General features: G+C 49.7%; 24 protein-coding genes. 11 read left to right on the top strand and 13 right to left on the bottom strand.

All coding sequences use genetic code 11. The features are described from left to right. Positions 1-173: 173 nt before the first annotated feature. Positions 174-689, bottom strand: a complete 516-nt coding sequence (locus BJJ97_RS07095) for a YbhB/YbcL family Raf kinase inhibitor-like protein (protein WP_095995334.1) — start codon at positions 687-689, stop codon at positions 174-176. A gap of 631 nt (positions 690-1,320) precedes the next feature. Between BJJ97_RS07095 and BJJ97_RS07100 the strand changes: the two genes are divergently transcribed. From BJJ97_RS07100 to BJJ97_RS07110, 4 genes are all read left to right on the top strand, one after another. Further along, positions 1,321-2,454, top strand: coding sequence for an alpha/beta hydrolase (locus BJJ97_RS07100; RefSeq protein ID WP_095993477.1), 1,134 nt, complete (start codon positions 1,321-1,323; stop codon positions 2,452-2,454). A gap of 351 nt (positions 2,455-2,805) precedes the next feature. Continuing rightward, on the top strand, positions 2,806-4,152 hold the full coding sequence (locus BJJ97_RS07105) for an NTP/NDP exchange transporter (RefSeq protein ID WP_095993478.1): 1,347 nt from the start codon (positions 2,806-2,808) through the stop codon (positions 4,150-4,152). A gap of 69 nt (positions 4,153-4,221) precedes the next feature. Continuing rightward, a complete protein-coding gene (locus tag BJJ97_RS22250; protein WP_227003568.1) occupies positions 4,222-4,371 on the top strand; it encodes a hypothetical protein in 150 nt (49 codons plus the stop codon). A 17-nt stretch (positions 4,372-4,388) separates the two neighbouring features. After that, entirely contained in the window at positions 4,389-4,940 is a 552-nt protein-coding gene (locus BJJ97_RS07110; RefSeq protein ID WP_264372066.1) for an NADPH-dependent F420 reductase, read from the top strand. A gap of 84 nt (positions 4,941-5,024) precedes the next feature. Here the strand turns inward: BJJ97_RS07110 and BJJ97_RS07115 are convergent, their stop codons facing one another. Together BJJ97_RS07115 and BJJ97_RS07120 are read right to left on the bottom strand one after the other, a co-directional pair. Then, positions 5,025-5,909, bottom strand: coding sequence for a LysR family transcriptional regulator (locus BJJ97_RS07115; protein WP_095993479.1), 885 nt, complete (start codon positions 5,907-5,909; stop codon positions 5,025-5,027). Positions 5,910-6,051: 142 nt separating this feature from the next. Then, on the bottom strand, positions 6,052-6,951 hold the full coding sequence (locus BJJ97_RS07120; RefSeq protein WP_095993480.1) for an AraC family transcriptional regulator: 900 nt from the start codon (positions 6,949-6,951) through the stop codon (positions 6,052-6,054). 668 nt (positions 6,952-7,619) lie between these two features. Between BJJ97_RS07120 and BJJ97_RS22050 the strand changes: the two genes are divergently transcribed. From BJJ97_RS22050 to BJJ97_RS07145, 5 genes are all read left to right on the top strand, one after another. Continuing rightward, complete coding sequence (locus BJJ97_RS22050; RefSeq protein ID WP_157910743.1) at positions 7,620-7,871, top strand: YdgH/BhsA/McbA-like domain containing protein; 252 nt, start codon at positions 7,620-7,622, stop codon at positions 7,869-7,871. Positions 7,872-8,246: 375 nt separating this feature from the next. Further along, positions 8,247-9,467 carry an MFS transporter gene (locus BJJ97_RS07130; protein WP_095993482.1) on the top strand — a complete coding sequence of 407 codons (1,221 nt, stop codon included), beginning with the start codon at positions 8,247-8,249 and terminating at the stop codon, positions 9,465-9,467. A 31-nt stretch (positions 9,468-9,498) separates the two neighbouring features. Next, positions 9,499-10,221 (top strand): dihydrofolate reductase family protein, encoded by a 723-nt coding sequence (locus BJJ97_RS07135; RefSeq protein ID WP_227003570.1) that lies wholly within the window; start codon positions 9,499-9,501, stop codon positions 10,219-10,221. Between the two features lie 114 nt (positions 10,222-10,335). Beyond that, positions 10,336-11,460 (top strand): MBL fold metallo-hydrolase, encoded by a 1,125-nt coding sequence (locus BJJ97_RS07140; protein WP_227003571.1) that lies wholly within the window; start codon positions 10,336-10,338, stop codon positions 11,458-11,460. Between the two features lie 65 nt (positions 11,461-11,525). Then, a complete protein-coding gene (locus BJJ97_RS07145) occupies positions 11,526-12,497 on the top strand; it encodes a quinone oxidoreductase family protein (protein WP_095993483.1) in 972 nt (323 codons plus the stop codon). A gap of 74 nt (positions 12,498-12,571) precedes the next feature. Here BJJ97_RS07145 and BJJ97_RS07150 read toward each other — a convergent pair whose 3' ends face one another. Beyond that, on the bottom strand, positions 12,572-13,225 hold the full coding sequence (locus BJJ97_RS07150) for a TetR/AcrR family transcriptional regulator (RefSeq protein ID WP_095993484.1): 654 nt from the start codon (positions 13,223-13,225) through the stop codon (positions 12,572-12,574). Between the two features lie 82 nt (positions 13,226-13,307). Between BJJ97_RS07150 and BJJ97_RS07155 the strand changes: the two genes are divergently transcribed. Together BJJ97_RS07155 and BJJ97_RS07160 are read left to right on the top strand one after the other, a co-directional pair. Then, the gene (locus tag BJJ97_RS07155; RefSeq protein ID WP_095993485.1) at positions 13,308-14,048 is read left to right on the top strand and encodes a 3-oxoacyl-ACP reductase family protein; all 741 of its coding nucleotides are present in this window, start codon (positions 13,308-13,310) and stop codon (positions 14,046-14,048) included. Between the two features lie 155 nt (positions 14,049-14,203). Then, the gene (locus BJJ97_RS07160) at positions 14,204-15,100 is read left to right on the top strand and encodes a LysR family transcriptional regulator (RefSeq protein WP_095993486.1); all 897 of its coding nucleotides are present in this window, start codon (positions 14,204-14,206) and stop codon (positions 15,098-15,100) included. A gap of 40 nt (positions 15,101-15,140) precedes the next feature. Here the strand turns inward: BJJ97_RS07160 and BJJ97_RS07165 are convergent, their stop codons facing one another. The 9 genes from BJJ97_RS07165 to BJJ97_RS07205 all read right to left on the bottom strand — a co-directional run bounded on the left by BJJ97_RS07165 (position 15,141) and on the right by BJJ97_RS07205 (position 23,734). After that, entirely contained in the window at positions 15,141-15,722 is a 582-nt protein-coding gene (locus BJJ97_RS07165) for an NAD(P)H-dependent oxidoreductase (RefSeq protein WP_095993487.1), read from the bottom strand. 203 nt (positions 15,723-15,925) lie between these two features. Then, positions 15,926-16,786 (bottom strand): ketose-bisphosphate aldolase, encoded by an 861-nt coding sequence (locus tag BJJ97_RS07170; RefSeq protein WP_095993488.1) that lies wholly within the window; start codon positions 16,784-16,786, stop codon positions 15,926-15,928. 89 nt (positions 16,787-16,875) lie between these two features. Further along, complete coding sequence (locus BJJ97_RS07175) at positions 16,876-17,727, bottom strand: class II fructose-bisphosphate aldolase (protein WP_095993489.1); 852 nt, start codon at positions 17,725-17,727, stop codon at positions 16,876-16,878. A gap of 11 nt (positions 17,728-17,738) precedes the next feature. Further along, the gene (locus BJJ97_RS07180) at positions 17,739-18,830 is read right to left on the bottom strand and encodes a PTS fructose transporter subunit IIC (RefSeq protein WP_010280227.1); all 1,092 of its coding nucleotides are present in this window, start codon (positions 18,828-18,830) and stop codon (positions 17,739-17,741) included. A gap of 26 nt (positions 18,831-18,856) precedes the next feature. Continuing rightward, positions 18,857-19,171 (bottom strand): PTS fructose transporter subunit IIB, encoded by a 315-nt coding sequence (locus tag BJJ97_RS07185; RefSeq protein WP_010280229.1) that lies wholly within the window; start codon positions 19,169-19,171, stop codon positions 18,857-18,859. 13 nt (positions 19,172-19,184) lie between these two features. Continuing rightward, positions 19,185-19,664 (bottom strand): PTS sugar transporter subunit IIA, encoded by a 480-nt coding sequence (locus tag BJJ97_RS07190; protein ID WP_010280230.1) that lies wholly within the window; start codon positions 19,662-19,664, stop codon positions 19,185-19,187. 48 nt (positions 19,665-19,712) lie between these two features. Continuing rightward, on the bottom strand, positions 19,713-21,263 hold the full coding sequence (locus BJJ97_RS07195) for a BglG family transcription antiterminator (RefSeq protein WP_095993490.1): 1,551 nt from the start codon (positions 21,261-21,263) through the stop codon (positions 19,713-19,715). Positions 21,264-21,659: 396 nt separating this feature from the next. Beyond that, positions 21,660-21,926 carry a bacteriocin immunity protein gene (locus tag BJJ97_RS07200; RefSeq protein WP_095993491.1) on the bottom strand — a complete coding sequence of 89 codons (267 nt, stop codon included), beginning with the start codon at positions 21,924-21,926 and terminating at the stop codon, positions 21,660-21,662. After that, positions 21,923-23,734, bottom strand: coding sequence for an S-type pyocin domain-containing protein (locus BJJ97_RS07205; RefSeq protein WP_095993492.1), 1,812 nt, complete (start codon positions 23,732-23,734; stop codon positions 21,923-21,925). Before BJJ97_RS07205 ends, BJJ97_RS07200 begins: the two co-directional genes overlap by 4 nt. Positions 23,735-24,119 lie beyond the last annotated feature (385 nt).

Here is a 24,119-nt window from a genome sequence, read left to right on the forward strand (position 1 = left end):
TCAGTAATCATTTTTCAGAGAGTGAAAAATTAAATCATCGCTAGGTTGGTAATGTATTTGATTTATAAATATTTTATGAGAGGGAATTTAACGTGATGTTGATGCTACTCGCTGAATAACGGTACGCGCAGCGTATGGTAGATGTCATCCGCTGCGCATAGTCATCCGTTCTCTTATCGCGTTGAATGAGCGACTAATTCTGCTTCGGCTAGCTTGTTCGTATTCAACATATAACCAACCAATGCACCACTGGATTGTTCATCAATTGGCAGTTTATCGACGTTAAGCGCCCAGACTTTGAAGTGGTAGCGGTGTGTTTTGTCTCCTGCTGGAGGGCAAGGACCACCATAGCCAGGACTACCAAAATCGGTACGCCCCTGAACGGCACCGGCAGGAATATTTTTTCCATTTCTGTTTCCTGCATCTCTTTCCAGGCTGTGGACATTTTTAGGGATGTTCACCATCGTCCAATGCCACCATCCACTCCCCGTTGGGGCGTCAGGATCATACACCGTAATCGCAAAGCTTTTCGTCTCTGCGGGCTCTCCTGACCAGGAGAGTTGAGGTGATATATCTTTTCCAAAGCAGCCGGATCCGTTTTGAATAAAAGTATTCCCTATCTCCTCTCCTTGTTTTATATCATTACTCTTAACCTGAAATTCCTGAGCATGTACGACGGTTGAAGCCATAAGCAATGATAAAAGTAGAGAACGCTTTATCACTATATTTACTCCCCTAAAAAGTTGAATGATTTCTTCTCCCCCGAGCAAGACGGTGACTGCTTACAGGTGGCAGATAGGCACAGGTAACCTTGCCTATCATCAGGCCATCACTCGACGATGGAATAACACAATTCCCTTGAATACTTGCCTGATTGTCTAAATCTGAAGCGCGCTATTTTTTCTTCCAAAAATCTACACTCTCAGATTATAAGGCAATAAATCGAGATAATTTGTATATCGATGCGGAGGACAGATGGGGAAGAATGTCGATGGGTAAGGCAAATCCATTTGGGTTTTTCCATCTTACCCGTAATCACTTTCTCTATACCCTCAGTGATTTCTTACAAGAAGGGGCGTTAGGGAAATAGCTGTTACGTGATTTGTATTTAATGACGAAGGCACGTGGCATGAAACGTTTTACTTTCTTTAATCCGACCAAGACGAAGCATTGTCGCTCGGTCAATACCTGTTGTGAATATACCAAGCAATAGGCGTTTCTTGGCATCGCGATATTTTCCCTCAGGAAGCAGGGAGATTGATGCTGAAAAACGTACTGTCGTTGCTCGATGTTTAACATATAAATTAAGGAGTAGATTCAATGAGCCATCTGCTTTCTCGCAAACAATTTATTCGCGGTGCCATCATGGCCTGTACTGCGATGTTTGTCAGTGCACATCCCGCTTTGGCAGAAAGTAATCCTGCTAATGGCAAGGGACAAACCATACAACTGACCCAAGAATGGGATAAAACCTTCCCGCAGAGCACGAAGGTCGACCATCAGAAAGTCACTTTCAAGAATCGCTACGGCATTACTCTGGCCGCCGATCTGTATCTCCCGAAAAATCGTGGTAACAAAAAATTTGCTGCGATTGCCGTGAGCGGCCCTTTTGGCGCGGTTAAAGAACAATCTTCTGGTCTGTACGCACAAACTATGGCTGAGCGTGGCTTTGTTACCCTCGCATTTGATCCGTCCTATACAGGTGAGAGCAGTGGTGAACCTCGCAACGTGGCGTCCCCTGAGATCAATACCGAGGACTTCATGGCCGCAGTGGACTACCTTGGCCTGCACCCTGCGGTTGATCGCAACCGCATCGGCGTCATTGGTATCTGCGGCTTCGGTGGTATGGCCCTCAATGCCGTGGCCGTCGACAAGCGTGTTAAAGCTGTCGTCACCGCCACCATGTACGACATGTCGCGCCTGATGGGTAAGGGTTTCGAAGATAGTCTGTCGCTGGAGAACCGGACTAAGATCCTGACCCGCCTGAGCGAGCAGCGCTGGACGGACGCCGAGCGTGGCACGCCAGCTCCAGGCGCTCACGACTTCTACGTTGATGCGAACGGCAATGTCGAGATCGCCAAACGAATCCTTCCAGAGACGTTGCCGGCAAACCCGAATCCGGTCACCGAAGAATTCTTCGAATACTACCGCACGCCGCGTGGCTTCCATAAGAACTCAGTGGCCTCTTCGGGCGCATTCACCGGCACCAGCCCGATGGCGTTCATGAATATGCCGCTGCTCACGTACATCAAAGAAATTTCGCCGCGTCCAATTCTGTTTATTGTTGGTGATAAAGCACACTCTCGCTATTTCACTGAAGACGCTTATAAGGCCGCAGCTGAGCCGAAAGAGCTTGTGATTATCAAGGATGCTAACCATGTCGATCTTTACGACCGCATGGACAAGATCCCGTTTGATAAGATCACTGACTTCTTTGGCAAGAATCTGAAATAAGGCCAATAAAGGTCATCTGGATGCACATTCTGCAATCTGCCAGATGACCTTTTCTTTTTTCCACCCATGTTACGTCGTCATTCATCATATTTTTTTTGGTATATCAGAGTGCCTTAAAAATTTATCGCGCATAGTTTTCAGACAAACCAAGGGATAATTTTTTAATCGCGGATGCCCCTTTTTTCTGTATGAGAGATTGCTGAGTTTTTCTCACAAACTCATTAAAAATTCACCCACTAGTTATAGATCAATTCATCCATCAATATAAAAACACCAGGCCGTACTTCTGCGGCTTTCATGACGATTATCCATCGATAGTTAGGCGCAAGATTTACGAGGGTTTAAGAGAAAATGTATAAAGAGAGGCAAGTTATTCCAGGCCCTTTGCAACGGCTAACGGGCATAAGGCCTGAAGAAGCATCTTTAGTAGGCTGGTCGCTTATTTATATCATTGCTTTATTTCTCGCTTACTATGTCTTGCGGCCTATTCGAGATGAATTGGGGGTGACCGGTGGAGTCAGTAATCTACCCTGGCTGTTCACTGGTACCTTGATTGTTATGCTGCTCGTTAGCCCTATTTATGGATATATCGTACGGCGCTATTCGAGAGAACGCTTCATTGCGATCGCGTATCGATTTTTTGCCGCAAATTTAGTTATTTTTATCGTCCTTATGACGAGTAGTTCAGAGGCGCATCAGGTTTGGGTTGGCCGGGCATTTTTTATTTGGGTGTCGGTTTTCAATTTATTTGTGGTTTCCGTCTTCTGGTCGTTCATAGAGGATATTTTTAATAGCGGACAAGGCAAACGCCTGTTTGGCATTTTATCTGCTGGGGCAACCTTTGGCGGGCTATTAGGTTCAGCCATCACAAGCGGCCTGATTGAGCATATCGGGCGAACCTGGCTTATTGCTATCTCTATCATCCTGTTAGAGGTCGCGGTATTGGCGTCGGCTAAATTGTCACGTGCAAGCGGTTCATTGCGGATTGCTACACCGCAAGATGAGGCAAGTAAGCCAGTCGGCGGCGGTATTTTTACAGGAATGATACATACATTTCGCTCTCCCTATTTACTGGGTATTGCGTGCTTTGTGCTCATCTATTCCATCACGTCCACCTTTCTCTATTTTCAGCAGGCGAGTATCGCTGAGGTCAATTTTCCAACCCGTGAAGCGCGGACGGCATTCTTTGCCAACATCGATTTCTGGGTAAACGCCATCACGCTGTTTGTTCAAATATTTTTGACAGGCCGACTGATGGCTGGATTCGGCGTTCTGCTGACGCTATGCGTTTTGCCCCTTGTGAGCGTTATCGGGTTTGCTGGCCTCACCGCCTATCCAACCGTGATTGTGTTTGTCGTGGCACAGGTGGCGCGTCGGGTTGCTAACTTCGCTCTTGCTCGTCCTGCGCGAGAGGTCTTGTTCACATCGAGTAAGCGTGAAGATCGCTATAAGGCTAAGAACTTCATCGACACGGTGATCTATCGCGGCGGCGATCAGGTCGCGAGTTGGAGTTACGCGGGCCTGATGGCGCTTGGTCTGGGCATCAGCCAGATCGCTTTAGTGGGGGTACCGCTGTCGATCATCTGGTTAGCAATCAGCATTTGGCTAGGCCGGGCGCATGTTCAACAGGAAAAAGCGCAGGAACGCTCTGCCACAGGCGTCTCAATGACAGAAAGTTCGCCTCCGGTGAATACGTAGCAGTAATCCGATGACGGTATGAATGGCACACGTCAGTTAATCGAAATACTTTTCTAGAAGGAAAAAACGATGAAATTTTCTATACGCGCCCTGTTGTGCACCGCGGTGATGGTCGTCGCATCATTGACGACGATTAGCGCTTTTGCAGAAACGCAAAAAATTCGTATCGGCGTAATCGGCTCAGGAAGCTTGGGGGCGCTGTCGGCCGTGCATGGGTGAAGTCTGGACATGAAGTGATGTTCGCCAGTCGCCATCCAGAAGAGTTGCGCTCCATGGCGGAAGCCCTTGGTCCACGGGCTTCAGTCGGTACGCCAAAAGAGGCTGCAAGCTTCGGAGACGTCATCCTGGTTGCTCTGCCTTACTCGGCGCTGCCGGGTATTGGTCGGGATTTGCAGGAAGAGCTCCGCGGTAAAATTGTGCTCGATGCGAGTAACCCAACGGCGTTCCGCGATGGGGATTTGATGAGGGCGGCGAGTCGGGATGGGGTGGGGGCGACTTCTGCACGGCTGCTTCCCGGTGTACGTTTAGTTCGTGCTTTCAGTGCGGTGAATGCGACGGCAATTGATGCTTCGGCAAACGGTCGCCGCACGACGCTCGCGATCCCGATTGCGAGTGATGATACCGAAGCACTGGATGTTGCCGCACAACTGGTACGCGATGCGGGAAGTGCTCCGGTCATCACGGGTAATCTGGCATCTTCACGCGTCTTTGAAGATGGCACGCCTATCGATGAGGCAGACACGGATGAAGCGACGCTGCGCAAGATGTTGAATTTACCTGCACGCTAATTCGCTATCTCTCGGTGCCAGGGCGCCAAAGAGGAAATGGCCGACCGTTCCGTTTGACTGACGGTATCGGCCACATACCATGGTTTATTTCTTTCCCTTGTATCTTATCGCAGCCACAAAGGCTGAGAATGCAGGGGAAGCATTGCGCCGATTGGGATAGTAGAGATGGAATCCAGAAAAATAAGGGCACCAGTCTGTCAGGACTTCAATGAGGCGGCCATCTTCAATGTAAGGCTGAGCCATAAAATCGGGAATATAGGCAAGGCCGATCCCATCAAGCGCACCGTTCAGGATATGAATATTGCTGTTAGCGGTCAGTTGCCCGTTTACCCGGACGGCCATACTTCGCCCCTCTTTTTCAAACTCCCAGGCATAAAGACTGCCGCCAAACGAATGGCGTATATTGATGCATTTGTGCGTGGTTAAATCGTGAGGGTGAATGGGGACAGGGTTCTTTTTGAAATAGGCGGGTGAACCGATAACGGACAGTCGCCAGTCTGGGCCCAGCCTTACTGCAATCATATCCCTGCTGACGGATTCCCCCATTCGAATCCCCGCATCAAAACGCTGCTCGACAATATTTGTGAAGCCATAATCAATGCTGATTTCCACATTGATATCAGGATATTCTTCAAAAAAAGCGGGCAGCGCCGCACGTAGAATTTGTTCGGCAGCATCATCAGAACAGGTGATTTTAATCGTTCCTGCTGGCTTATCTCTCAGTTCGCCAATTTTCTCTATTTCCGCCCCGATTTGGTCAAAGAGCGGCCCTACGGATGTCATTAGCCGTTCCCCTGCTTCAGTCGGGGCCACATTACGGGTGGTGCGGGTCAGTAAACGTACCCCAAGCCTCTCTTCCAGATTACGGATGGTATGGCTGAGTGCTGAAGGGCTGACGCCGAGCCGGGTAGCAGCACGGGTAAAACTTTGTTCTTTTGCGACTGCAAGGAAGGCCAGGATGTCATTCATGCTTATGAAACCTCATCACCGAATATTTTTCACAAATAAACAAGCCTTACCTAAAGTGATAAAAATCCCTTAGTTGGCCAGCATGTTTGAGCCCATTGCTAAAGAGAAAATATCAGGGCCGACGGATGTATTTCACCCTAACTTATTTACCCTTGAGGCTATTAATGTCCTTTTTGGGGGGTGAGCCAAATAACCGATTGTACTCACGGCTGAACTGAGACGGACTTTCGTAACCGACACGGTAGGATGTGGTGGCCGCATCAAGGCGCTCATTTAACATCAAACGCTTCGCTTCATTAAGCCTGAGCCATTTCTGGTACTGAATGGGGCTCATCGAGGTCAGTTGCTTAAAGTGGTGGTGAAAGCTGGGTCGGCTCATCTGGGCTTTGGCGGCAAGCTCATCGATTTTTATTGCGCTGGTATAATTCAGTTTCATCCAGTCAATGGCTTTAGCGATGCGATACCCATGCGATTCAATAGACGCTATTTCACACAGCCTTTGCGCCTGATCGCTTTTAATCAGCCGGTAATGAATTTCCTTTTTCAGCAAAGGGGCGAGAACAGGAATCGCCTCTGGTTCGTCAAGCAGCGCAAGCAGGCGGCGGAATGAATCAAGGAGGGGAGGCGTTACCAGGCCCGTTTCGATCCCTTTAGGCGTCTGACTTCTTTTGGTGATGAGATCGCCATTAATCCGGATAATTTCAGAAATCATCTGCATATCCAGTTTGAGCATCAGGCCAAGACAAGGGACGTCTGGGCTCGCCGTTATTGCCTGTGAGGTGGCGGGAAGATCCAGCGATGTCAGAAGGAAGCGCGAAGGGTCATACCGGTAGGTATCGCCGCCCGCAATAATCTGCTTCGTCCCCTGCACGACAAGTATGATGCTCGGTTCTACCATACAGAATGACGGCTGTTCAGGGATATTACGGCGAAACAAGGACAGTTCCGCGATGCCAGTGTCGATATCGCCTTCGTCGGCCAGATATCTACTGATGATCTCTGCAAGATCATCGCATCGCATTATTTCGGGTTTCTCTGACATAACCTATTTTCCTCCCTCTAATCAGCCATCATAATACTCCGCCCAAATTGACCCGCCTATTCTACCCATCAACAATTCATACAATCAGGCAAGAATTTCAGAGCAATGTGTTATCTGAAAATCTTTGATCGCTAGATTATAGTCAATGTGGCTTGTACGTATCTGTAGGGGATCGAAATGATTTTACTGTGCCCGTTACTGTGCATGCTGGCCTGAAATAAAGCGGTGGGTTTCTCATAAGGCCCACGCTTTGCAAGAGCAATCATCATGGTAAGCGTTTTCCCTCTTATTCATACCCACAACTGTGTCTCTTTGGCCGCTTATGCGGCCTTTTTTTATGCATGATTTTTATTATAAGACGTTAGGCGTGGTTCTATTTTTACATCACAGCGTGCTTTACATCATTCAGGTTTTTATCTATCGTGGTGCTTTACATAACTTTATATACCTGACAATTCATTAATCATTATTGTGGAATGCTGACAAAAATAAGCCTAATTTACGTCCATAGGATTCAAGATGGTGCTGTTCAGTTTTCTGGCATAACGATTAATGAAATTTTCTCAAAAGCCCATTTATTAAAACCCTATTTATCAGAGAAAGCGTGCTTGATAAATTACCTCTCGCAATATAGTTCATTCCCTTCCCTACTTTATGAGGTAATTTTTATGTTTAAGAAAATGATTCTGACTGCACTTTTCATCCTGCCTTTCTCTGGCAGCGTTCTGGCTGCACAGGAAGTGTCTACTGTGAACCATAATGAAAATCATACGCTTATCCGCGTGGCGGGTGGATCATCGGTTGATGATGTAACGCAATTACTACAGGAAAAAGCGGAAAGACTGGGAGCGAAGTCATTTAAAGTCGTCTCTATCAGCGGTAATGACTTTCTCACCGGTACTGCAAAGATTTATAAATAAAAGCCGCAATATAACGTATACGCCCCATTTTCCTGGCAAGGAAAAAAATATATGCATGACATTACTGATGTCGTAATTTTAAAAAGTCGTCCGGCAATAAAAACCGGACTGACTTTTTATCTTTTACGCGTAGAAATCATCCGAATTGCATTTTCTTCTCCCCTCAATTATCCCACCCCCAACGAGCAGCAATCCGTTATCCATAGAGAGGGAAACATGGGTTCTGGCAGCAGGTGCGTGATGCGATTACTCGCGCGATATCTGGCTTTTTTGTATTGCTGAATTTTTTTCACAAGCACATGGCAATTGCCTTATCTAATCAACACTCGCTTGGTCAATTAGTATTTGCACATAGTTTGAAAATGGAACGACGTAATGAATGCATTAAATAAGACAACAGCATCAGGAGAGCCAACTCATCACCCAGTATGGGGGGCGGTGTTTTCAATGGCACTGGGCGTGGTTGTACTTATCGCCTCTGAATTTATGCCCGTCAGCCTCCTCACGCCGATCGCTCAGGATCTGGCGATTAGCCAAGGACAGGCGGGTCAGGCTATTTCCGTTTCCGGATTCTTTGCCGTTATCACGAGCCTGCTGAATACCCCGTTGACCGGTCATCTGGATCGTAAAAAAGTGCTGATCGGCTTTACCTTCCTTCTTACCCTCTCAGGTTTGATTGTCACGTTTGCGTCGAATGGCGTGATGTTTATGTCGGGACGAGCGTTGCTGGGCGTGGCAATTGGGGGATTCTGGTCGATGTCCACGGCGACGGTAATGCGCCTTGTTCCCACGCATGCTGTGGCAAAGGGGCTCGCGTTGATTAACGGCGGAAATGCCTTGGCTGCGACGATAGCGGCACCGCTCGGAAGTTTCCTCGGTCAGTACATTGGCTGGCGTGGGTCGTTTTTCATTGTCGTTCCTCTGGCCGTAATCGCGTTTATCTGGCAGTGGCGCAGTATTCCCTCTATGCCGGGTAATAAAGATAAGAACGTATCGGTTAACCCCTTTCGCCTTCTGCGTATTCCACAGGTGTCGCTGGGCATGACGGGCATTATGTTCTTCTTTATGGGGCAGTTTGCGGTGTTCACCTATCTTCGACCGTTTCTGGAGGAGATTACGCAGATTTCTGTCACACAGTTATCGTTGCTGTTATTGGCACTTGGTGGATTTGGGCTGATTGGCACCTGGTTTATTGGGCATTTACTGCAACGTCGACTCTTTGCGTATCTGATTGCCATCCCGTTGTTCATGGCCGTTATTGCTGGGCTGCTGATCGAAATGGGAACCTCATTTATGGCTGTCGGCATCCTCCTTGCGCTGTGGGGATTGATTGCCACACCGATGCCTGTCGTCTGGGGGCTGTGGTTGAGTAAGGCACTCCCTCATGATGCCGAGGCTGGCGGTGGCCTGATGGTGGCCGTGATTCAGGCTGCCATCACATTAGGTGCCGGTCTGGGAGGTGTGCTTTTCGATTCGGTAGGGTGGTGGAGCCCTTTCGCATTCGGCCTGATTTTATTGCTTGGCTCGGCTTATTTTGCGTGGCTGACGAAAAATAACAGCGTGAAAATGAATATATCAGTCGTTGAATATAAATAATGTCTGGATTTAGCGTCAGGAGTTTAAAGATATGCACACCCGTATGAGACCTAAAATTATTTGCCATATGATCAGTTCAGTCGATGGCCGATTACAGGTCGAGCGATGGACAGCACCCGCAAAAGGGACAGATCGTAATATTGTCAGCTCAACCTATGAAACTGTCGCCTCTCGTTTGGAGGCGCAAGGATGGGTGGTTGGCCGCAAGAGTATGGAGCCGATGGCAAAAGGGAAACGCGGAATAGCTTACCCGGCTGCAACGGATATGCGCCATACGTTCATTGGTCACCGCAATGGCCGCAGTATCGCCGTTGCCATCGACCCACACGGCAAGCTGCATTACGGTAAATCACATCGTGGTGATGAGCATTTCGTCGCAGTGCTCGGCAATAATGTCTCTGATTCTTATCTATCTGAGCTACGTGAAGAAGGTGTTTCCTATCTTTTTGCTGGAGATGATGGGGCGGATCTCCATCAGGCAATGGAAACGCTGAATAAAGATTTCGGCATTGAGACCCTCCTGCTTGAAGGCGGTGGAATAACCAATGGTACTTTCCTTAAAGCAGGACTGATTGATGAACTGAGTCTGCTTATTTATCCGGGGATTGATGGATTGGCGAGTGCACCAAGTATTTTTCACTACCTTGGTGAAGAAGGTGAAAAGCCAGCAAAAGGCGTTTCTTTACGTCTACTGTCCAGTGAAATACTGGATGAGGGCATCGTATGGCTTCGTTATGCATTCGAAAGGGAATAAAACCGATCCATTTTTCATGATTTTCCGAAGGCTCACCGTGAGTTAATCGGTGGGCCTGTTTACCGAGTCAGGCATTTTATTATTGCCTTTCCTTTATCTCTGTAGGCTGTAAATATGATGGTTATTAAAAAAAGAAAGTTAATTTCCGTAATTATTCTGTTACTTCTGATCATTACGACATCGGTGTTCTTCTTCCTCAGAACGCCGGTTTTTGGTGAGCAACCCGAAGGTACTCGCCTTGAGCGAATTGAAAAATCAGCTAATTATGTTAATGGTGAGTTTAGAAATCAGATCAATACGCCGATGTTTTCAGAAGGAAATAATTTCCTTACCGTTAATATTAGCTATCTGTTTGCCAAAACATCTCGGCTTGTTCCAGAAACACCGTTGCCCGTTGTGAAAACGGATCTGAAAAATCTCAATAGAAATACGGACACGGTCATCTGGTTGGGGCATTCGTCTTATTTCATTCAGTTAGACGGCAAGCGTATGTTGGTGGATCCGGTCTTCAGTGAGCGGGCCTCTCCGGTTGCATTGGGTGGTACGGCATTCACAGGAACGACGCTCTACAGTGTCGAGGATATGCCGGATATTGATTATCTGCTCATTACGCATGACCACTATGATCACCTCGATTACCCAACGATCAGCCAGCTTAAAAGCAAGGTAGACCGCGTGATTACTGGACTGGGCGTCGGCCAGGATTTTGTTCGTTGGGGATATTCAGAGGCAAAAATTTATGAGTTGGACTGGAATGATGCGTTCAACACTCAATCTGAACTGACATTTTATTCAATCCCGGCTCGTCACTATTCTGGTCGAGCGCTGACAGCCAATAAAACGCTTTGGACAGGGTATGTGATTGAATCCGGCAGCAAGCGCATTCTGTTAAGTGGCGATAGCGGATACGGTCCTCACTATCAGGACATCGCGGCTCGCTTTAAACACTTTGATCTGGTTGCTCTCGATATGGGGCAATATGATCCACTGTGGCCGTATATTCATATGACCCCAGAAGAAGCCTCGCGTGTTGCCCTCGAATTAAATGCGAAATCTCTGCTTCCTGCTCACGTCGGGCGCTTTGCGCTTGCAAGTCACCCTTGGGACGATCCCTTCAAGCGTATTACTGCGGTCAGCAAAGGAAAAAATTATCAGCTTCTGACGCCAAAAATTGGTGAGCCGATTGAGCTTGATAATACACAGCAGAAATTCGGTGCCTGGTGGGAAGGGATTAATTAATTCGCTAACCAAGGGGCATGTTTCACGCTCCTATTACTTTTGCTAAAAGAGAAAAGGAGGAATTAATGAAAGCGATATGCATACATCAAACTGGCGGCCCCGACGTTCTTACTCCAGAGAATATGAGTTTGGGTAAACTGGGGGCTGGCGAAATTCTCGTCAGAAATAGGGCGGTGGGGGTCAATTTTACGGATATTTATTCCCGAAGCGGCGTATTCCCGCCAGCCTCATTCCCTTTTGTACCAGGAAAAGAGGCAGCAGGTGAAATCGTTGACGTCGGTGCTGGCGTGACCGGCTTTAAACCCGGCGACCGCATTGCCTATGTAGAAACTCTCGGTGCCTACGCAGAGATGAGCATCGTTCCTGAGCATTTTGTCGTTCATCTGCCTGATTCAGTGAGTTATGTCACGGCGGCGGCGTCGATGCTCAAAGGGCTGACCGCCCACTTTTTGAGCCACAGAGCGTTCAAGGTGAAACCGGGGCAGACCGTTATGATTCATGCTGTAGCGGGTGGCGTGGGCTCCATACTGAGCCAGTGGGTTAAACAGCTCGGCGCTACCGTCATCGGCACGGTGGGCACGGCTGAAAAAGCCGCTATCGCCCGACGTAACGGATGCGACCACGTTATCAATTATAACGAAGAGAATTTTGTCGAGAGAGTGAAGGATATTACCGGCGGTAAAGGTTGTGATGTCGTCTACGACGGCGTAGGCCAGGCAACCTTCCCCGGTTCTCTTGACTGCCTGCGCCCGTTTGGATACTTCGTTAGCTACGGAATGGCATCTGGCGCGATTCCCCCTTTTGATATCCGCATTCTGGCTGAAAAAGGGTCACTTTATGCCACATGGCCGGGGCTAACTCAGTACCTACATGAGCGTGAGGATGTGATTACCATGAGCCGCGCGCTGTTTGAGGTAATGGCATCCGGCGGCGTTAAAATCGAGCCCCCGTTGGAACTGCCACTGGAAAGCGCAGAAGAAGCGCACCGCCAGCTTGAATCTCGTTCTGCCACACGAACCATGGTACTCATTCCGTAATGCATTGATGGGTCATCGTCCTTAGCCTGAAACAGGCTAAGGCGTGACATTTTCAACCGCCACTGTTCAGTTTTTCAACCTTTCGTGGTCTGCGCATCCCATCCTGACAGGGCGTATTGAACGATATTCTCAAGCTCCGAGCGGCTGGTGCCATCGCGTGATTGCAGCACCATTCCGCCCTGTATCGCGAGAACATAGCGCGCCAGCCCGTTAACATTCAGCGCGGCGTCCAATTCTCCCTCGGACACCGCTTGCTTAAAGCGTGTTTCTAGCTTTTTCAGCGCCTGTGCGCGCGCGTCCCGCACGATAGCGCCAAGGGTAGAATTTCCCTCTTCGCCGACGGCGGACAGCACCAACATACAGCCGGGAGGGTCGTCTGAACCGTTTGCCCCGGTAAGCGCTGCAGCGGAATCCATCAGGTAGGCCTGAACGGCATCACGGGCCGTCTGGGCGCTATCGAAACCCGCCCAAACGCGCGGACCGTAGTGTTCGGCGTAATAGCGAACTGCTTCGGCGTACAGCTCCTCTTTCGACCCAAACGCGGCATACAGGCTGGGCGATCCGATCCCCATTGCGGCAGTGAGATCGGACATGGAGGTGGCAGAAAAGCCCTTGTGCCAGAAAAGGTGTGTCGCTTTTTCCAGCGCTTTTTCGCGATCGAACGCCCGTGGTCGCCCTTTGGCAGGACGTTCCGTTGCTACGTTTTTAGGAGTAAATGAATTCTGCATCGTTCGTTACATAAATGGATTGACGGTTACCCAGAGGGCGTTTATAACATTATATATCAATCACTACAAAATAGGATAAACGATGACCGAACTTGCAGGTAAAAAAGCGCTGGTGACTGGCGCATCTCGCGGCATTGGTGCGGCCATTGCGCTTGAACTGGCGGAGAAAGGCGCAGATGTGGCGATCACCTACCAGAACTCTGAGGCACGGGCATTGGAGGTAGTGCGGGCGATTGAAGCAAAAGGCCGTCGCGCCTTCGCGATAAAGGCCGACAGCGCGGACGCCGAAGCCGTTGTGCGTTCGGTGAATGAGGCAGCAGACGCGCTGGGCGGTCTGGATATTCTCGTCAATAACGCCGGGATTGCCCGCGGCGGCATGCTGTCGCAACTGAGCCTGGCGGATATTGACGACACGCTGAACGTGAATGTGCGTGCCGTGTTGCTGGCATCGCAAGCGGCCATCCCGCATTTAGGTCAGGGAGGTCGTATTATCTCGATAGGATCGAGTGTCGCCGAGCGTGTTCCGATGCCGGGAATGTCGGTCTACGCGATGTCTAAATCGGCGCTACTGTCTTTCACCCGCGGGCTGGCGCGTGAGCTGGGGCCGAATGGTATCACCGTGAATCTGGTGCATCCGGGGTCAACCGATACCGATATGAACCCGGCTGACGGTGAGTATTCCGAGGCGCAGCGTTCGTCGATCGCACTGGGTCATTATGGCAAGCCTGAAGACATTGCGGCAGCCGTCGCGTTTCTGGCGAGCCCGGCAGCCCGGCAGATTACGGGAACCGGGATCACGGTGGATGGCGGATCTAACGCTTAACGCGAGCTTTATCCTGTTTCATCTTGCCGAGGTGGATAAGCCGCGTCGGCAGGATGATGTTCAGACGGTGGCGGTCATTTACAGGTGGCTGCGGTATGATGCGAGTACACGATAACGTTTGGTGAATACCGAATCGACGGCAGGTGTACGCGCTTATGAAAGTCACGCTTGAGGAACTTCAGGCTTTTGTGGTGGTGATCGACACCGGTTCGATCACGGCGGCAGCGGAGCAGCTTGGGCAAACCACGTCGGGTATCAGCCGGGCGCTGCGGCGTCTGGAGGACAAGCTGGGGACGACGTTGCTGCATCGTACTACGCGACGCCTCTCGCTGTCTGAAGAGGGCATGATGTTTCTTGAGCACGCCCGTGGCGTGATTCACGCCGTGGAACATGCTGAAGAACAGGTGCTGCTGCGCCACGAGCAACCGAGCGGACGACTGCGGATTAACTCAGGTTCGGCATTTATGCAGCATGTGATTGTGCCGCTGGTGCCGGAATTTCGCCGCCGCTATCCCAAGATCGTTCTTGAACTCAATACCGATGATTTCATTATTGATTTGCTTGAACAGCATACCGATATCGCCATTCGCATTGGCACGCTCAAAGACTCCACTATTCATGCCCGACCGCTCGGCGCAAGCAAGCTGCGAATCGTCGCCAGCCCTGACTACCTGGAACAGCATGGTACACCTGTGACGGTTGAGTCATTGGCCAATCATTGTTGTCTGGGGTTTACTCAGTCGGAGTCACTGAATCACTGGCCGCTGCGGCACGAGCTTCAGGATTTCTATCCCATCACGCCCACTCTGTCGGCATCAAACGGTGAGATATTGCGTCAGCTGGCGCTACGGGGCGAAGGGATTGTGCGCATGTCCAACTTCCTGATTCGGGAAGATTTAGCGGCGGGGCGACTGGTGCCGATCCTCACCGAAGAGACGGTGGACGCCAGTCTGCCGGTCTACGCAGTGTATTATCGCAATAGTCAGCTAGCGGCGCGCATTACCTGCTTTCTCGATTTCATGAGCGAGACGCTCGCGGAAAATCCGCTGTGAGGCGTGACCCACAGCGGTAGAAAGGGACCTAAAACACCGATCAGGCAACGTGTTCGTCCAGATGCTGGCGGTAATTTGCAAGATAAGTCGGGACGTCCGGTTCTTTCATCACATCATTGCAGATGAAGGTCGGCAGTAGGGATAACCCGATGAACTGGTTCGCTTTATGGAACGGCAGATACACGCCGTCCACGCCCACACCGTGGAAAAACTGTTCTGGATCGTTGAAGGCTTCCAGCGGCGCATTCCACGTCAGAGACAGCATGTATTTCCGACCCTGCAACAATCCACCAGAACCGTATTTCTTACTGGCATCTGAACGGCTACGACCATCGCTGGCATAAAGCGAACCGTGACCAGCAGTAAACACCTCATCGATGTATTTCTTCAGGATCCACGGTGTATCCATCCACCATCCGGGCATCTGGTAAATGATGGTGTCCGCCCACAGGTAGTTCTGAATTTCCTGTTCAATATCATAGCCGTTGTCCACGATCGTCACGCGGACGTCGTGGCCTTTATCGCGCAGAAAATTGGCGGCGACATCGGTAAGGGTTTGGTTCAACTCACCTTTGGAGTGGGCGAATGATTTGCCTGCGTTAATCAGCAAAATGTTCTGCATAGGTCTGTTCTCGAATCGGTTATCAGCGAAGATGTTGGGCGTAGTCTAGAGGAGAGAGCAGTGCAGAAAAATGTGCGCTAGCGCATAACACTGTTGACTGAATATCAACAATCAGAAGTCGGTGGACGTCATATTGAAATAATGTGGGTGAAGTAAAAAGGCAAGAGAATCCTTCCCTTGCCTTGTTCAATGCGTTTAGCGAATCAATATAAATCGGCTTTTCCTATTGAGCCGAAGAGCGCCATTTTGTAGCGAATCACCTCTTTTGCCGCGTTAATCGGTTCCGGGTAGATGGCATTAGGATCCCACCAGGTTTCACGACTGAGGATTTCCCGCGCTTTCTGGAAATAGGCGAATTTCATGTCGCTGGAGATATTGATTTTGCCCACGCCAAGCGTCACCGCTTCGGCAATTTCGGCGTCTGGGTTGGCGGAACCGCCGTGCAGGACGAGCGGAATAGAAACCCGCTGCGAGATATCCCGCAGGATATGCATTTGCAGCTCTGGCTTCAGGTCTTTGGGATAGATGCCGTGCGCGGTGCCGATAGCGACGGCTAACGTATCAACGCCGGTTCGGTTGACGAAATCTTCCGCCTGCTCGGGATCGGTATAGATTACTTTGCTGACGCCGCCTTCTATCGTGGTGCCGGTATCGCCAATCGTACCTAATTCCCCCTCCACGGAAACGCCAACGGCATGCGCCAGCTTCACCACTTCGGTCGTGAGCGCCACGTTTTCTTCATAAGGCAGCAGCGAACCGTCGATCATCACGGAGGTAAACCCGCACTGAATAGCGCGCAGAACGTGTGCGATCGATGCGCCATGATCGAGGTGAATGACAAACGGCACCGGGCTGCGCAGCGTTCTTTCTCGCACATAGGCGAAGAATTCATCGGTCACGAATTCCAGCTCGCTCGGGTGGATAGAGATAATGGCCGGGGTATGCGTTGCTTCGGCTTCTTCCACCACGGCGCGGATAAAACAGCTGTCGGCCACGTTAAAGGCGCCGATAGCGAAACGATGCTCACGCGTGGGTTTAAGGATGTCGGTCATTGAAATCAACATGTTATGTCTCTCCTGTGTCGGATAAAGGGCAAAACGTTCCTGTACCAGTGGAAAACCACTGATGGCGAAAGTCGGTAAAGGGCGAACGGTCAGACTTGGTTGGCGGAACCTGACCAACTGAGATAATCGGCGACCACATCGCGGCAGGCGGATTCCATCGTTGCCAGCAGGTCGGACAGCTCTGTCGTTGGGTGCTGATGTAGCGCCTGCTGCAACGCGGTTTTGCCAGCCTCAAAAACGGCCGCGCCGACGTTGATTTTTGCGACACCGTGTCGGCTCACGCGGCGAATGTCGTCGGCCTTGGTTCCGCTACCGCCGTGCAGCGCCAGCGGTACGGTCGATGCCTGATGCAGGGCTTCGAGACGCTCAAAATCAATCTGTGGCGTCACCCCCGGTGGATAAATGCCGTGAGCGGTGCCGACCGACACGGCAAGCAGGTCGATACCGGTTTGGTGGATAAAGGGAGCGACGTCTTCCACCTGCGTCATTTTCACCGCGGCATCCTCTTGGTCGTAGACGGGGGCGTCGGCGATATGCCCAAGCTCGCCTTCCACACAGACGCCTACGGTCGCCGCGATGGTCACCACCTGCTGGGTGCGCAGGATGTTTTCTGCCAGCGGGTGGCTGGAGGCATCGATCATCAGCCCGGTAAAACCTGCGCGGAACGCCTGCCCAATCAGGCTGAAAGCTGTGCCGTGATCCAGACTGAGCGCCACCGGAACGGTGGCCTGCTCGGCCAGCGCGTTGACCAGCGGCACCGCGAGATGCGGAGGAAAGTGTGCGCAGTGACCCTGATACACATTAAGAATCAGCGGCGCACGCTGTTGCTCGGCGGCGGCAATGGCCGCACGGGCGGTCTCTAGATTGAAACAGTTGATGGCGAGCACGGCATACTGCTGTTGATACGCGTCATCAATGAGGGCTTTCATTGCGGCATACATGGCGGCTCCTGTTATTCGAGAGTGAATTTAATGTCTTCGTCACGCACGCTGCTGTCGTCAACGTCGTCGAACTCTTCATCTGCCTGTGTGACGCGTTTCTTAATCAGCGACAGCATCACGCCGCAGATGACCGTGCCAATACCGAGCGCCAGACAGAACATCAGCGGTTTGGTAAACAGCGGAACCACAAACATGCCGCCGTGTGGCACGGGAGCCTCCACGCCCCAGACCATGATGAGCCCGCCCGCAATGGCCGAGGCGACGACGCAACTGGCGACGACTCTGAACAGGTCGCGTGCGGCAATTGGGATCACCCCTTCGGTAATCATGCAGATCCCCATCGGGAAGGCGGCTTTCAGCGCCTCTTTTTCAGCGCGGGTGTATTTGTAGCGGGTTAGCAGGAAGGACAGCGTGATGCCGAAAGGCGGAATCATTGAGCCGACAAATTTGACGGCTTCCGGCCCGTAGATGCCGTCAACCAGCATGCCATCCGCGAAGAGCGACATCGTTTTGTTCACCGGTCCGCCGAAATCGAAGGTCGCCATCGCTCCCAAAATCGCGCCCATCAGGAATTTCGAACCACCCTGCATGGATTCCAGCAGATGAATCAGCGCTTTTTGCAGCCAGACGATGGGCTGGCCGATAAACGTCATCATCAGCAGCCCGGCGATAATGGTGCTGAGCAGCGGCAGGATCATGACGGGCATCAGCCCCTGCATCGAGGTGGGCAGTTTGATGTAGCGACGCAGCAGCAGCACGGTGTAGCCGACTAAGAAGCCGCCGAGAATACCGCCGATAAAGCCGGTTTGAATCTGGCCGCAGATAAAGCCCACGATCAGGCCGGGAGCGAAGCCGGGGCGGTCGGCAATGGAGTAAGCGATGGCGGCGCTGATGAGCGGCACAATCAGCCCCATGCCCCAGCCGCCGATCTGGTTGAGCATCCACGCAATGCTGCCGGTTTGCTTACCGACATCCGGGCCGCCGATAACCTGACCGAGTGCAATACAGATCCCGGCGGCGACAATCAGCGGAATCATCCAGGAAATACCGGTAAGGAGATGCCGTTTTATTTCCTGTCCAACAGTGATTTTTCTGGTGTTCATTATGATTACCCCGAAAAATGAGCTATTCAGGCACCCGCTAAAGAACTAGCGACTTTTTCCAGAAATTTAATGGGAGATTTAATAACGACCTCCGTTTTTACTCGAACGACGGGTTTACCCTTAAATCGTTCTTCGCCTGTTATTTTGATATCGATGGCCAGAATAACGACATCGGCTGCGGCTATCTCCTCGGGCGTTAATTCATTTTCAGTGCCAATGGTGCCTTGGGTTTCCACTTTAATGGCGTAATTTAAGGCGTTCGCACCCTTAATGAGTTTCTCGCGTGCGATATAGGTATGCGCAATACCGGCCGTGCAGGCGGCAACACAAACAATATTCATTTTGAGCCTCGTCTTATGTCGGAGTGACAGGGGCTGTTTCTGCATACTGACTAAACAGCCGAATAATTTTATGGGGATCGGATTCGTCGAGCAGTTGAGCAATCACCTCATCATCGGCCAGTGCACTGGCAACCTGAGACAGCAGGCGAATATGTGTCGTGTTCTGATCTTCCAGACGCACGGCAAAAAGAATAATGCAGCGAACCTGGCTGCCGTCCAGCGTCTCCCAGGGAATATCCTGACGGGTGCGGCCAATCGCGAGCGTGGTCTGTTTGACGGCGGAGGATTTCCCATGAGGGATCGCAATATGATTTTCAAAACCGGTCGATCCTTCCGCTTCGCGTAACCAGACGTCGTGAATAAAATCCTGCTTATTGGTAATGGCCCCATCGGCATATAACAGATCGGTTAATTCATTAATGGCTTCGTCTTTATTGGTTGCGGACATGTTTAACTTCACACGATTAGCATTCAGTATTTTATTGATATCCATTGATCACACCTCATCTATAAAATTAAAAAATTAACGTTAGGCCGATAATCAGTGAGGGACGGCCTGATGCAATTGATTAGCGATAACTTTTTCGGTAACGCGCTTAATGTCATCGTCATTAAAAAAGGCGGAAACATAGACGACGGGAATGTGTTGCTCTTCCAGATGAATCGTGGAAATAATCAGCTCAATCTCTTCCTGTTGGCAAAACGTTTGCATATTACTGGCAGAGATCACGCCAACAATAATCCAGTCAGGAAACGCGCGCAGAATACGGTTTTTTAACAGATGGGACGTTCCGACACCGCTGGAGCACACCACCAGAATACGTTTATGCGCAATTTGGCGTTCCAGCGCGGCTTGAAAATGAATAGTCAAATAGCCGACTTCATCCTCAGCGACCGGTTTTAATTGGAACCGCTGACAGACTTCACTCATGGCTTGCTGCGTCATTTCATAAATATCGACAAACTCGCTTTTTATATCGTCTAATAACGGGTTGCGAATATGTATTTGGTATTTTAAACGGTTCAGCAATGGCTTGATGTGAATAAGTAATCCTTCATGTAATAACTTATCCGTGCGCAGGTCGATATTGATTAAATCAGAAAATATCTGCGTCAAGGCGCGTGTGATTCTGCGTGATTCACCGTTAGAGAATTGATAACGCAGCAGTTGGTTATTTTCCCGCTCCTCCATCACAATGCCCGAAGAAATAATATATTGGTAAATGAACCAGACTTCATCAGAAGGCAGAGTGCTCTCAACCCGCAGCTCTATTTGGCTCACCATGTTTTGAGCGATGGAGAAGATGCGATTATCAACCTGCTGATGCACCGATTCTTCCGCCATCATTAACGCTTTTCCCTGCGCAATCCGGTGCATCATAATTAAAGTATGGGTGAAAATGTTGATGTAATAAGGCTCGCCGAGCGGATAAGAAAGCTGCCGCTCCATGCTCTTTAACAGCGATTCGACGAAGGACACGTCTTCTTCACCGAAATAATGAATCAGCGCTTTATAGCTACCGGGGTCGAGACGAGAATGGCTAAGCGGGCCGGGTTCTTTATGGTGCATCACGTCATTAATGAGCGAGGCCATCGCCTGACGCACCTGACTTTCACTACCTTCAATGTGTGTACCGCTCTGGCTGCGCACCAGCGCCAGCCCCAGCGGATGTAGCCAGCTTTCGATGATTTTCAGATCGTTAACGATAGAGGCGCTGCTGATAAAATAGCGCTCAGACAGCTTGCTGATGGATGTTTCATGAGGCGTATCACTTAACAGCTGCGAGGCAATTTTGACGCGGCGAGCATTGTTGATCAGGGCATCGGTGTCCCCGTCGTCCACGACAATTTGCTGTTCCAGCAACGCGAGGTGTCGGTCGTCATCCGTTGTTAACATGATTCCCGCACCGACCTTTTTGTCTGGATAAATATTCCAGACAGAAAGGAAGGCTTCAACAAATTGCATATCACGATAGACCGTTTTTTCCGACACATCCAGGTAATGTGCAATATCTCTAACCGTTACATATCCCTGGTGTTGTAACAGATATTTCAATAAACGGTTCTGGCGGGAGGTGAGTGGCTGCATCATATTACCCTCATTTGTCTTTAGATTTTCTGATGCTTATCGAATTGATAATTTTTTCTAAATAATTTCCTGTTTTATTTTTTCTTTTGGTTTATTTAAATAGGATGCTGTAGTAATGAATCTAGTCGCGATAGCCGATAGGGACAATACTAAATGCTGTCCGCTGAATAGGACAAAATTAAAACATGGCGCTGAGTGAATAGTAATTGAGATCGCGATCACACGATGGCGTACTGGGAGAAGGATATGTGAAAAAACAGGTTCAGTGGCAGAAACGCGACGCTGTTGCTCAGCTTACGCATTACTTGAAAAATAAGGGAAAAGCGTTGCTGAGCTTAAAGAATGATTTATTCAACAAGGCCGTGTCACACAGGATGGCTGATTGAGTTAAAGAACAAACTATTTTGAATCTTTAAACAATGGAAGATCTTGAGATTTTCGCCAGTTTTTTACAAATTTAACGATCCCTTCTGGTGTCCCATCATTATCATCTTCTGGATAATAAATAACGCCATTACCCTCTGGGTGCTCTACTATTTTTTCAAAATGACTAACCCATGTATGATGCTCTTCTTCAGAAGAGGAATTCACTTCAACAATATCTCTAACAAATTGAAGAAAATCTGCCTCCGTGTAATCATTCAAATTTTGGTTTATTACTGTCATGAAGCCCCCTTGGAATGGATCACAATATGCCTTCTAGGTGTTGCAATTGACATATTGTCAATATCGTAAACTCCACCACCATCGACTATACGTATTTTATGATGAATTTCAAAGACAACCCTCCCTCCAGACTGCTCTTTCGGCACAGCGTAAGGTGAGCGACCTTTTTTAATGAGAGCCTTATTAGCAGGCGAAAACGGCTCCATTAATTCAGGGCACTCTGCCACGGCTAACCAAAACGCTTCCCTGAAATCATCAAAACGCTCAAATTTCTGCCCTCTCAGTTTATCTGCAATCTGAACAGGCACTGGCGCACCTAATCCTGAACTGGCAGCTTCCAGCCATTTACCTTCACCACTCAATACCTCACCTTTTCCTGTCACTGTGCCGGGTTTATCGCGCACCGATTGCAGGTAAACATAGATCGGTTTTATCTCTGAGCCATCAGGGAACACCAGGATCCAGTCATTAAAATCGTGCGCATCCGGCACAGGAAACGGTGGTGTGGTGGTTTCCGTTTCATCTTCAGGGATAGGATAGATCAGGATGGTTGGTTGATCGATGGGTTTTACCGGACTTCCGGTATGGGATATGGGTTCCGCCCCTTCTGGCTTTTCTGGTGTCCATGTGATTGTTGGAGCATCCACTCCGGGTGATGGCGTGAAACTATAACCCTGAATATTGGGGTCCCATACCATATTGGCAACGCGTACGCCTTCATAGGGTGTTCCCTCACCCGTATGAACACCATATACCTGCATGTTGCCATGAATATCAGGACGCCAGAAAAAGCGGACGCGCGTCGTTGCTGTTTCACCTGCCCAGCCTTTTCGTCGTAACTCATCTTCCAGCCAGTGTTCGTTTTGTCCCGGAACTTTATCACTGCCTTCCCCAGCCGAAGGAATATAGAGCGCGGAGGCTAACGCACCAATATACGGCACACCTCTGGCCGCACTCAGCACACCACCAAGAGACCATTCTCCCCAGACCTGTGTCATAACCCCTGTCGTAGCCAGTAAACCAACATCGGCACTGGCGACAGGCTCTTTCTGTTTCTCTGCAACTACGGGGCCAGTAAGCGATTTGGCAACAGGTGCCTGAGAGAGTGGTTTGTCATCCGTCGCAGTCAACAAGTCAAACAGCGTTTTATACCAAGGCTCTAGCTGAGGACGTTTAGGAGAGGAATATTTAGGTGAAGATATCGCCGTTTCTGATACCGTGGTTTTCTTCTTCGCAGCCTGTGCATATTGAACGACTTCATGCGGATTATCCGCAGTATGATGGCCATAACCACAGCAATCATCTTGTTCTGGTTGGGCAAACAGCACCATGTCCCCGAAATTTTTGACCGACTCTTTTTCCGTCTTTGCACGAATATAACTTTTATCCTGTAAACAAGATTTGGCGTAAACAGGGGGAACGGTCAGCATTGGTGTTAATGCCAGCAACGGCGCACGATTCAACGCTGCCTGTCTGGCGCATTCCTGAATCGGAGATTTATACGGCGTATCACCAATAATAACGTTGCCACTGCCGGAAATAATCACACCACCACAACTGATGCTATCCCCAATACGCGCAGCAGGCTTGCCGTTAATAATCACGGTGGATGAGCCTTCGGTTATTTTTCGGGAATGGGGACCATGTGGCACATTGGGGCAGGGGCAATCGTGAAGCAGAACTGCATCGCCTTTACGGGCAGCAGGCTGACCATTAATGATCACGTTAGTACTGCCTTCGGTTATCGGCGTTTCAGGGAAGCAGTCGTGACCACTTCCGATATCATTAATACGGGCCGCACCTGGCATCGTCATTTTCCTTTGACTAAAGTGGCTCCTCGTGATGAATAAATTTTGTGCGCCTTTTGACGATGATTCAATACTGGAACAGCTATCAGACGCTGATACAGGTATTCTGGATGGTATTTTTATTTAGGATAAAACATTGTTTTTTATCACATGCAGTAAGGTTCGAAAGTCCCTTTTGAACACAGTCTGAATGGCTGTCTCTGCGTGATTAACACTATGGTGCTGCTGGGTATTGTTTTGTGTTCGCTTTGTTTGAGAGGCATGTTAGCGGTTTTATTTACTGTGTATCAGAAATGATTTATTCAACAAAGTCGGTGGTATATAAAACTTTTGATGCAATCTATATGAATCAATGAGGCGTCATGAAATTACCGACTTACGAAAC

Origin of the sequence: Pectobacterium polaris (assembly GCF_002307355.1) — a bacterium.
GTDB lineage: Bacteria > Pseudomonadota > Gammaproteobacteria > Enterobacterales > Enterobacteriaceae > Pectobacterium > Pectobacterium polare.

Coding starts and splice junctions, on each gene's coding strand:
- BJJ97_RS07095 (WP_095995334.1), bottom strand. CDS start 689: ATGGCTTCAACCGTCGTACATGCTCAGGAATTTCAGGTTAAGAGTAAT.
- BJJ97_RS07100 (WP_095993477.1), top strand. CDS start 1,321: ATGAGCCATCTGCTTTCTCGCAAACAATTTATTCGCGGTGCCATCATG.
- BJJ97_RS07105 (WP_095993478.1), top strand. CDS start 2,806: ATGTATAAAGAGAGGCAAGTTATTCCAGGCCCTTTGCAACGGCTAACG.
- BJJ97_RS22250 (WP_227003568.1), top strand. CDS start 4,222: ATGAAATTTTCTATACGCGCCCTGTTGTGCACCGCGGTGATGGTCGTC.
- BJJ97_RS07110 (WP_264372066.1), top strand. CDS start 4,389: ATGTTCGCCAGTCGCCATCCAGAAGAGTTGCGCTCCATGGCGGAAGCC.
- BJJ97_RS07115 (WP_095993479.1), bottom strand. CDS start 5,909: ATGAATGACATCCTGGCCTTCCTTGCAGTCGCAAAAGAACAAAGTTTT.
- BJJ97_RS07120 (WP_095993480.1), bottom strand. CDS start 6,951: ATGTCAGAGAAACCCGAAATAATGCGATGCGATGATCTTGCAGAGATC.
- BJJ97_RS22050 (WP_157910743.1), top strand. CDS start 7,620: ATGTTTAAGAAAATGATTCTGACTGCACTTTTCATCCTGCCTTTCTCT.
- BJJ97_RS07130 (WP_095993482.1), top strand. CDS start 8,247: ATGAATGCATTAAATAAGACAACAGCATCAGGAGAGCCAACTCATCAC.
- BJJ97_RS07135 (WP_227003570.1), top strand. CDS start 9,499: ATGCACACCCGTATGAGACCTAAAATTATTTGCCATATGATCAGTTCA.
- BJJ97_RS07140 (WP_227003571.1), top strand. CDS start 10,336: ATGATGGTTATTAAAAAAAGAAAGTTAATTTCCGTAATTATTCTGTTA.
- BJJ97_RS07145 (WP_095993483.1), top strand. CDS start 11,526: ATGAAAGCGATATGCATACATCAAACTGGCGGCCCCGACGTTCTTACT.
- BJJ97_RS07150 (WP_095993484.1), bottom strand. CDS start 13,225: ATGCAGAATTCATTTACTCCTAAAAACGTAGCAACGGAACGTCCTGCC.
- BJJ97_RS07155 (WP_095993485.1), top strand. CDS start 13,308: ATGACCGAACTTGCAGGTAAAAAAGCGCTGGTGACTGGCGCATCTCGC.
- BJJ97_RS07160 (WP_095993486.1), top strand. CDS start 14,204: ATGAAAGTCACGCTTGAGGAACTTCAGGCTTTTGTGGTGGTGATCGAC.
- BJJ97_RS07165 (WP_095993487.1), bottom strand. CDS start 15,722: ATGCAGAACATTTTGCTGATTAACGCAGGCAAATCATTCGCCCACTCC.
- BJJ97_RS07170 (WP_095993488.1), bottom strand. CDS start 16,786: ATGTTGATTTCAATGACCGACATCCTTAAACCCACGCGTGAGCATCGT.
- BJJ97_RS07175 (WP_095993489.1), bottom strand. CDS start 17,727: ATGTATGCCGCAATGAAAGCCCTCATTGATGACGCGTATCAACAGCAG.
- BJJ97_RS07180 (WP_010280227.1), bottom strand. CDS start 18,830: ATGAACACCAGAAAAATCACTGTTGGACAGGAAATAAAACGGCATCTC.
- BJJ97_RS07185 (WP_010280229.1), bottom strand. CDS start 19,171: ATGAATATTGTTTGTGTTGCCGCCTGCACGGCCGGTATTGCGCATACC.
- BJJ97_RS07190 (WP_010280230.1), bottom strand. CDS start 19,664: ATGGATATCAATAAAATACTGAATGCTAATCGTGTGAAGTTAAACATG.
- BJJ97_RS07195 (WP_095993490.1), bottom strand. CDS start 21,263: ATGATGCAGCCACTCACCTCCCGCCAGAACCGTTTATTGAAATATCTG.
- BJJ97_RS07200 (WP_095993491.1), bottom strand. CDS start 21,926: ATGACAGTAATAAACCAAAATTTGAATGATTACACGGAGGCAGATTTT.
- BJJ97_RS07205 (WP_095993492.1), bottom strand. CDS start 23,734: ATGCCAGGTGCGGCCCGTATTAATGATATCGGAAGTGGTCACGACTGC.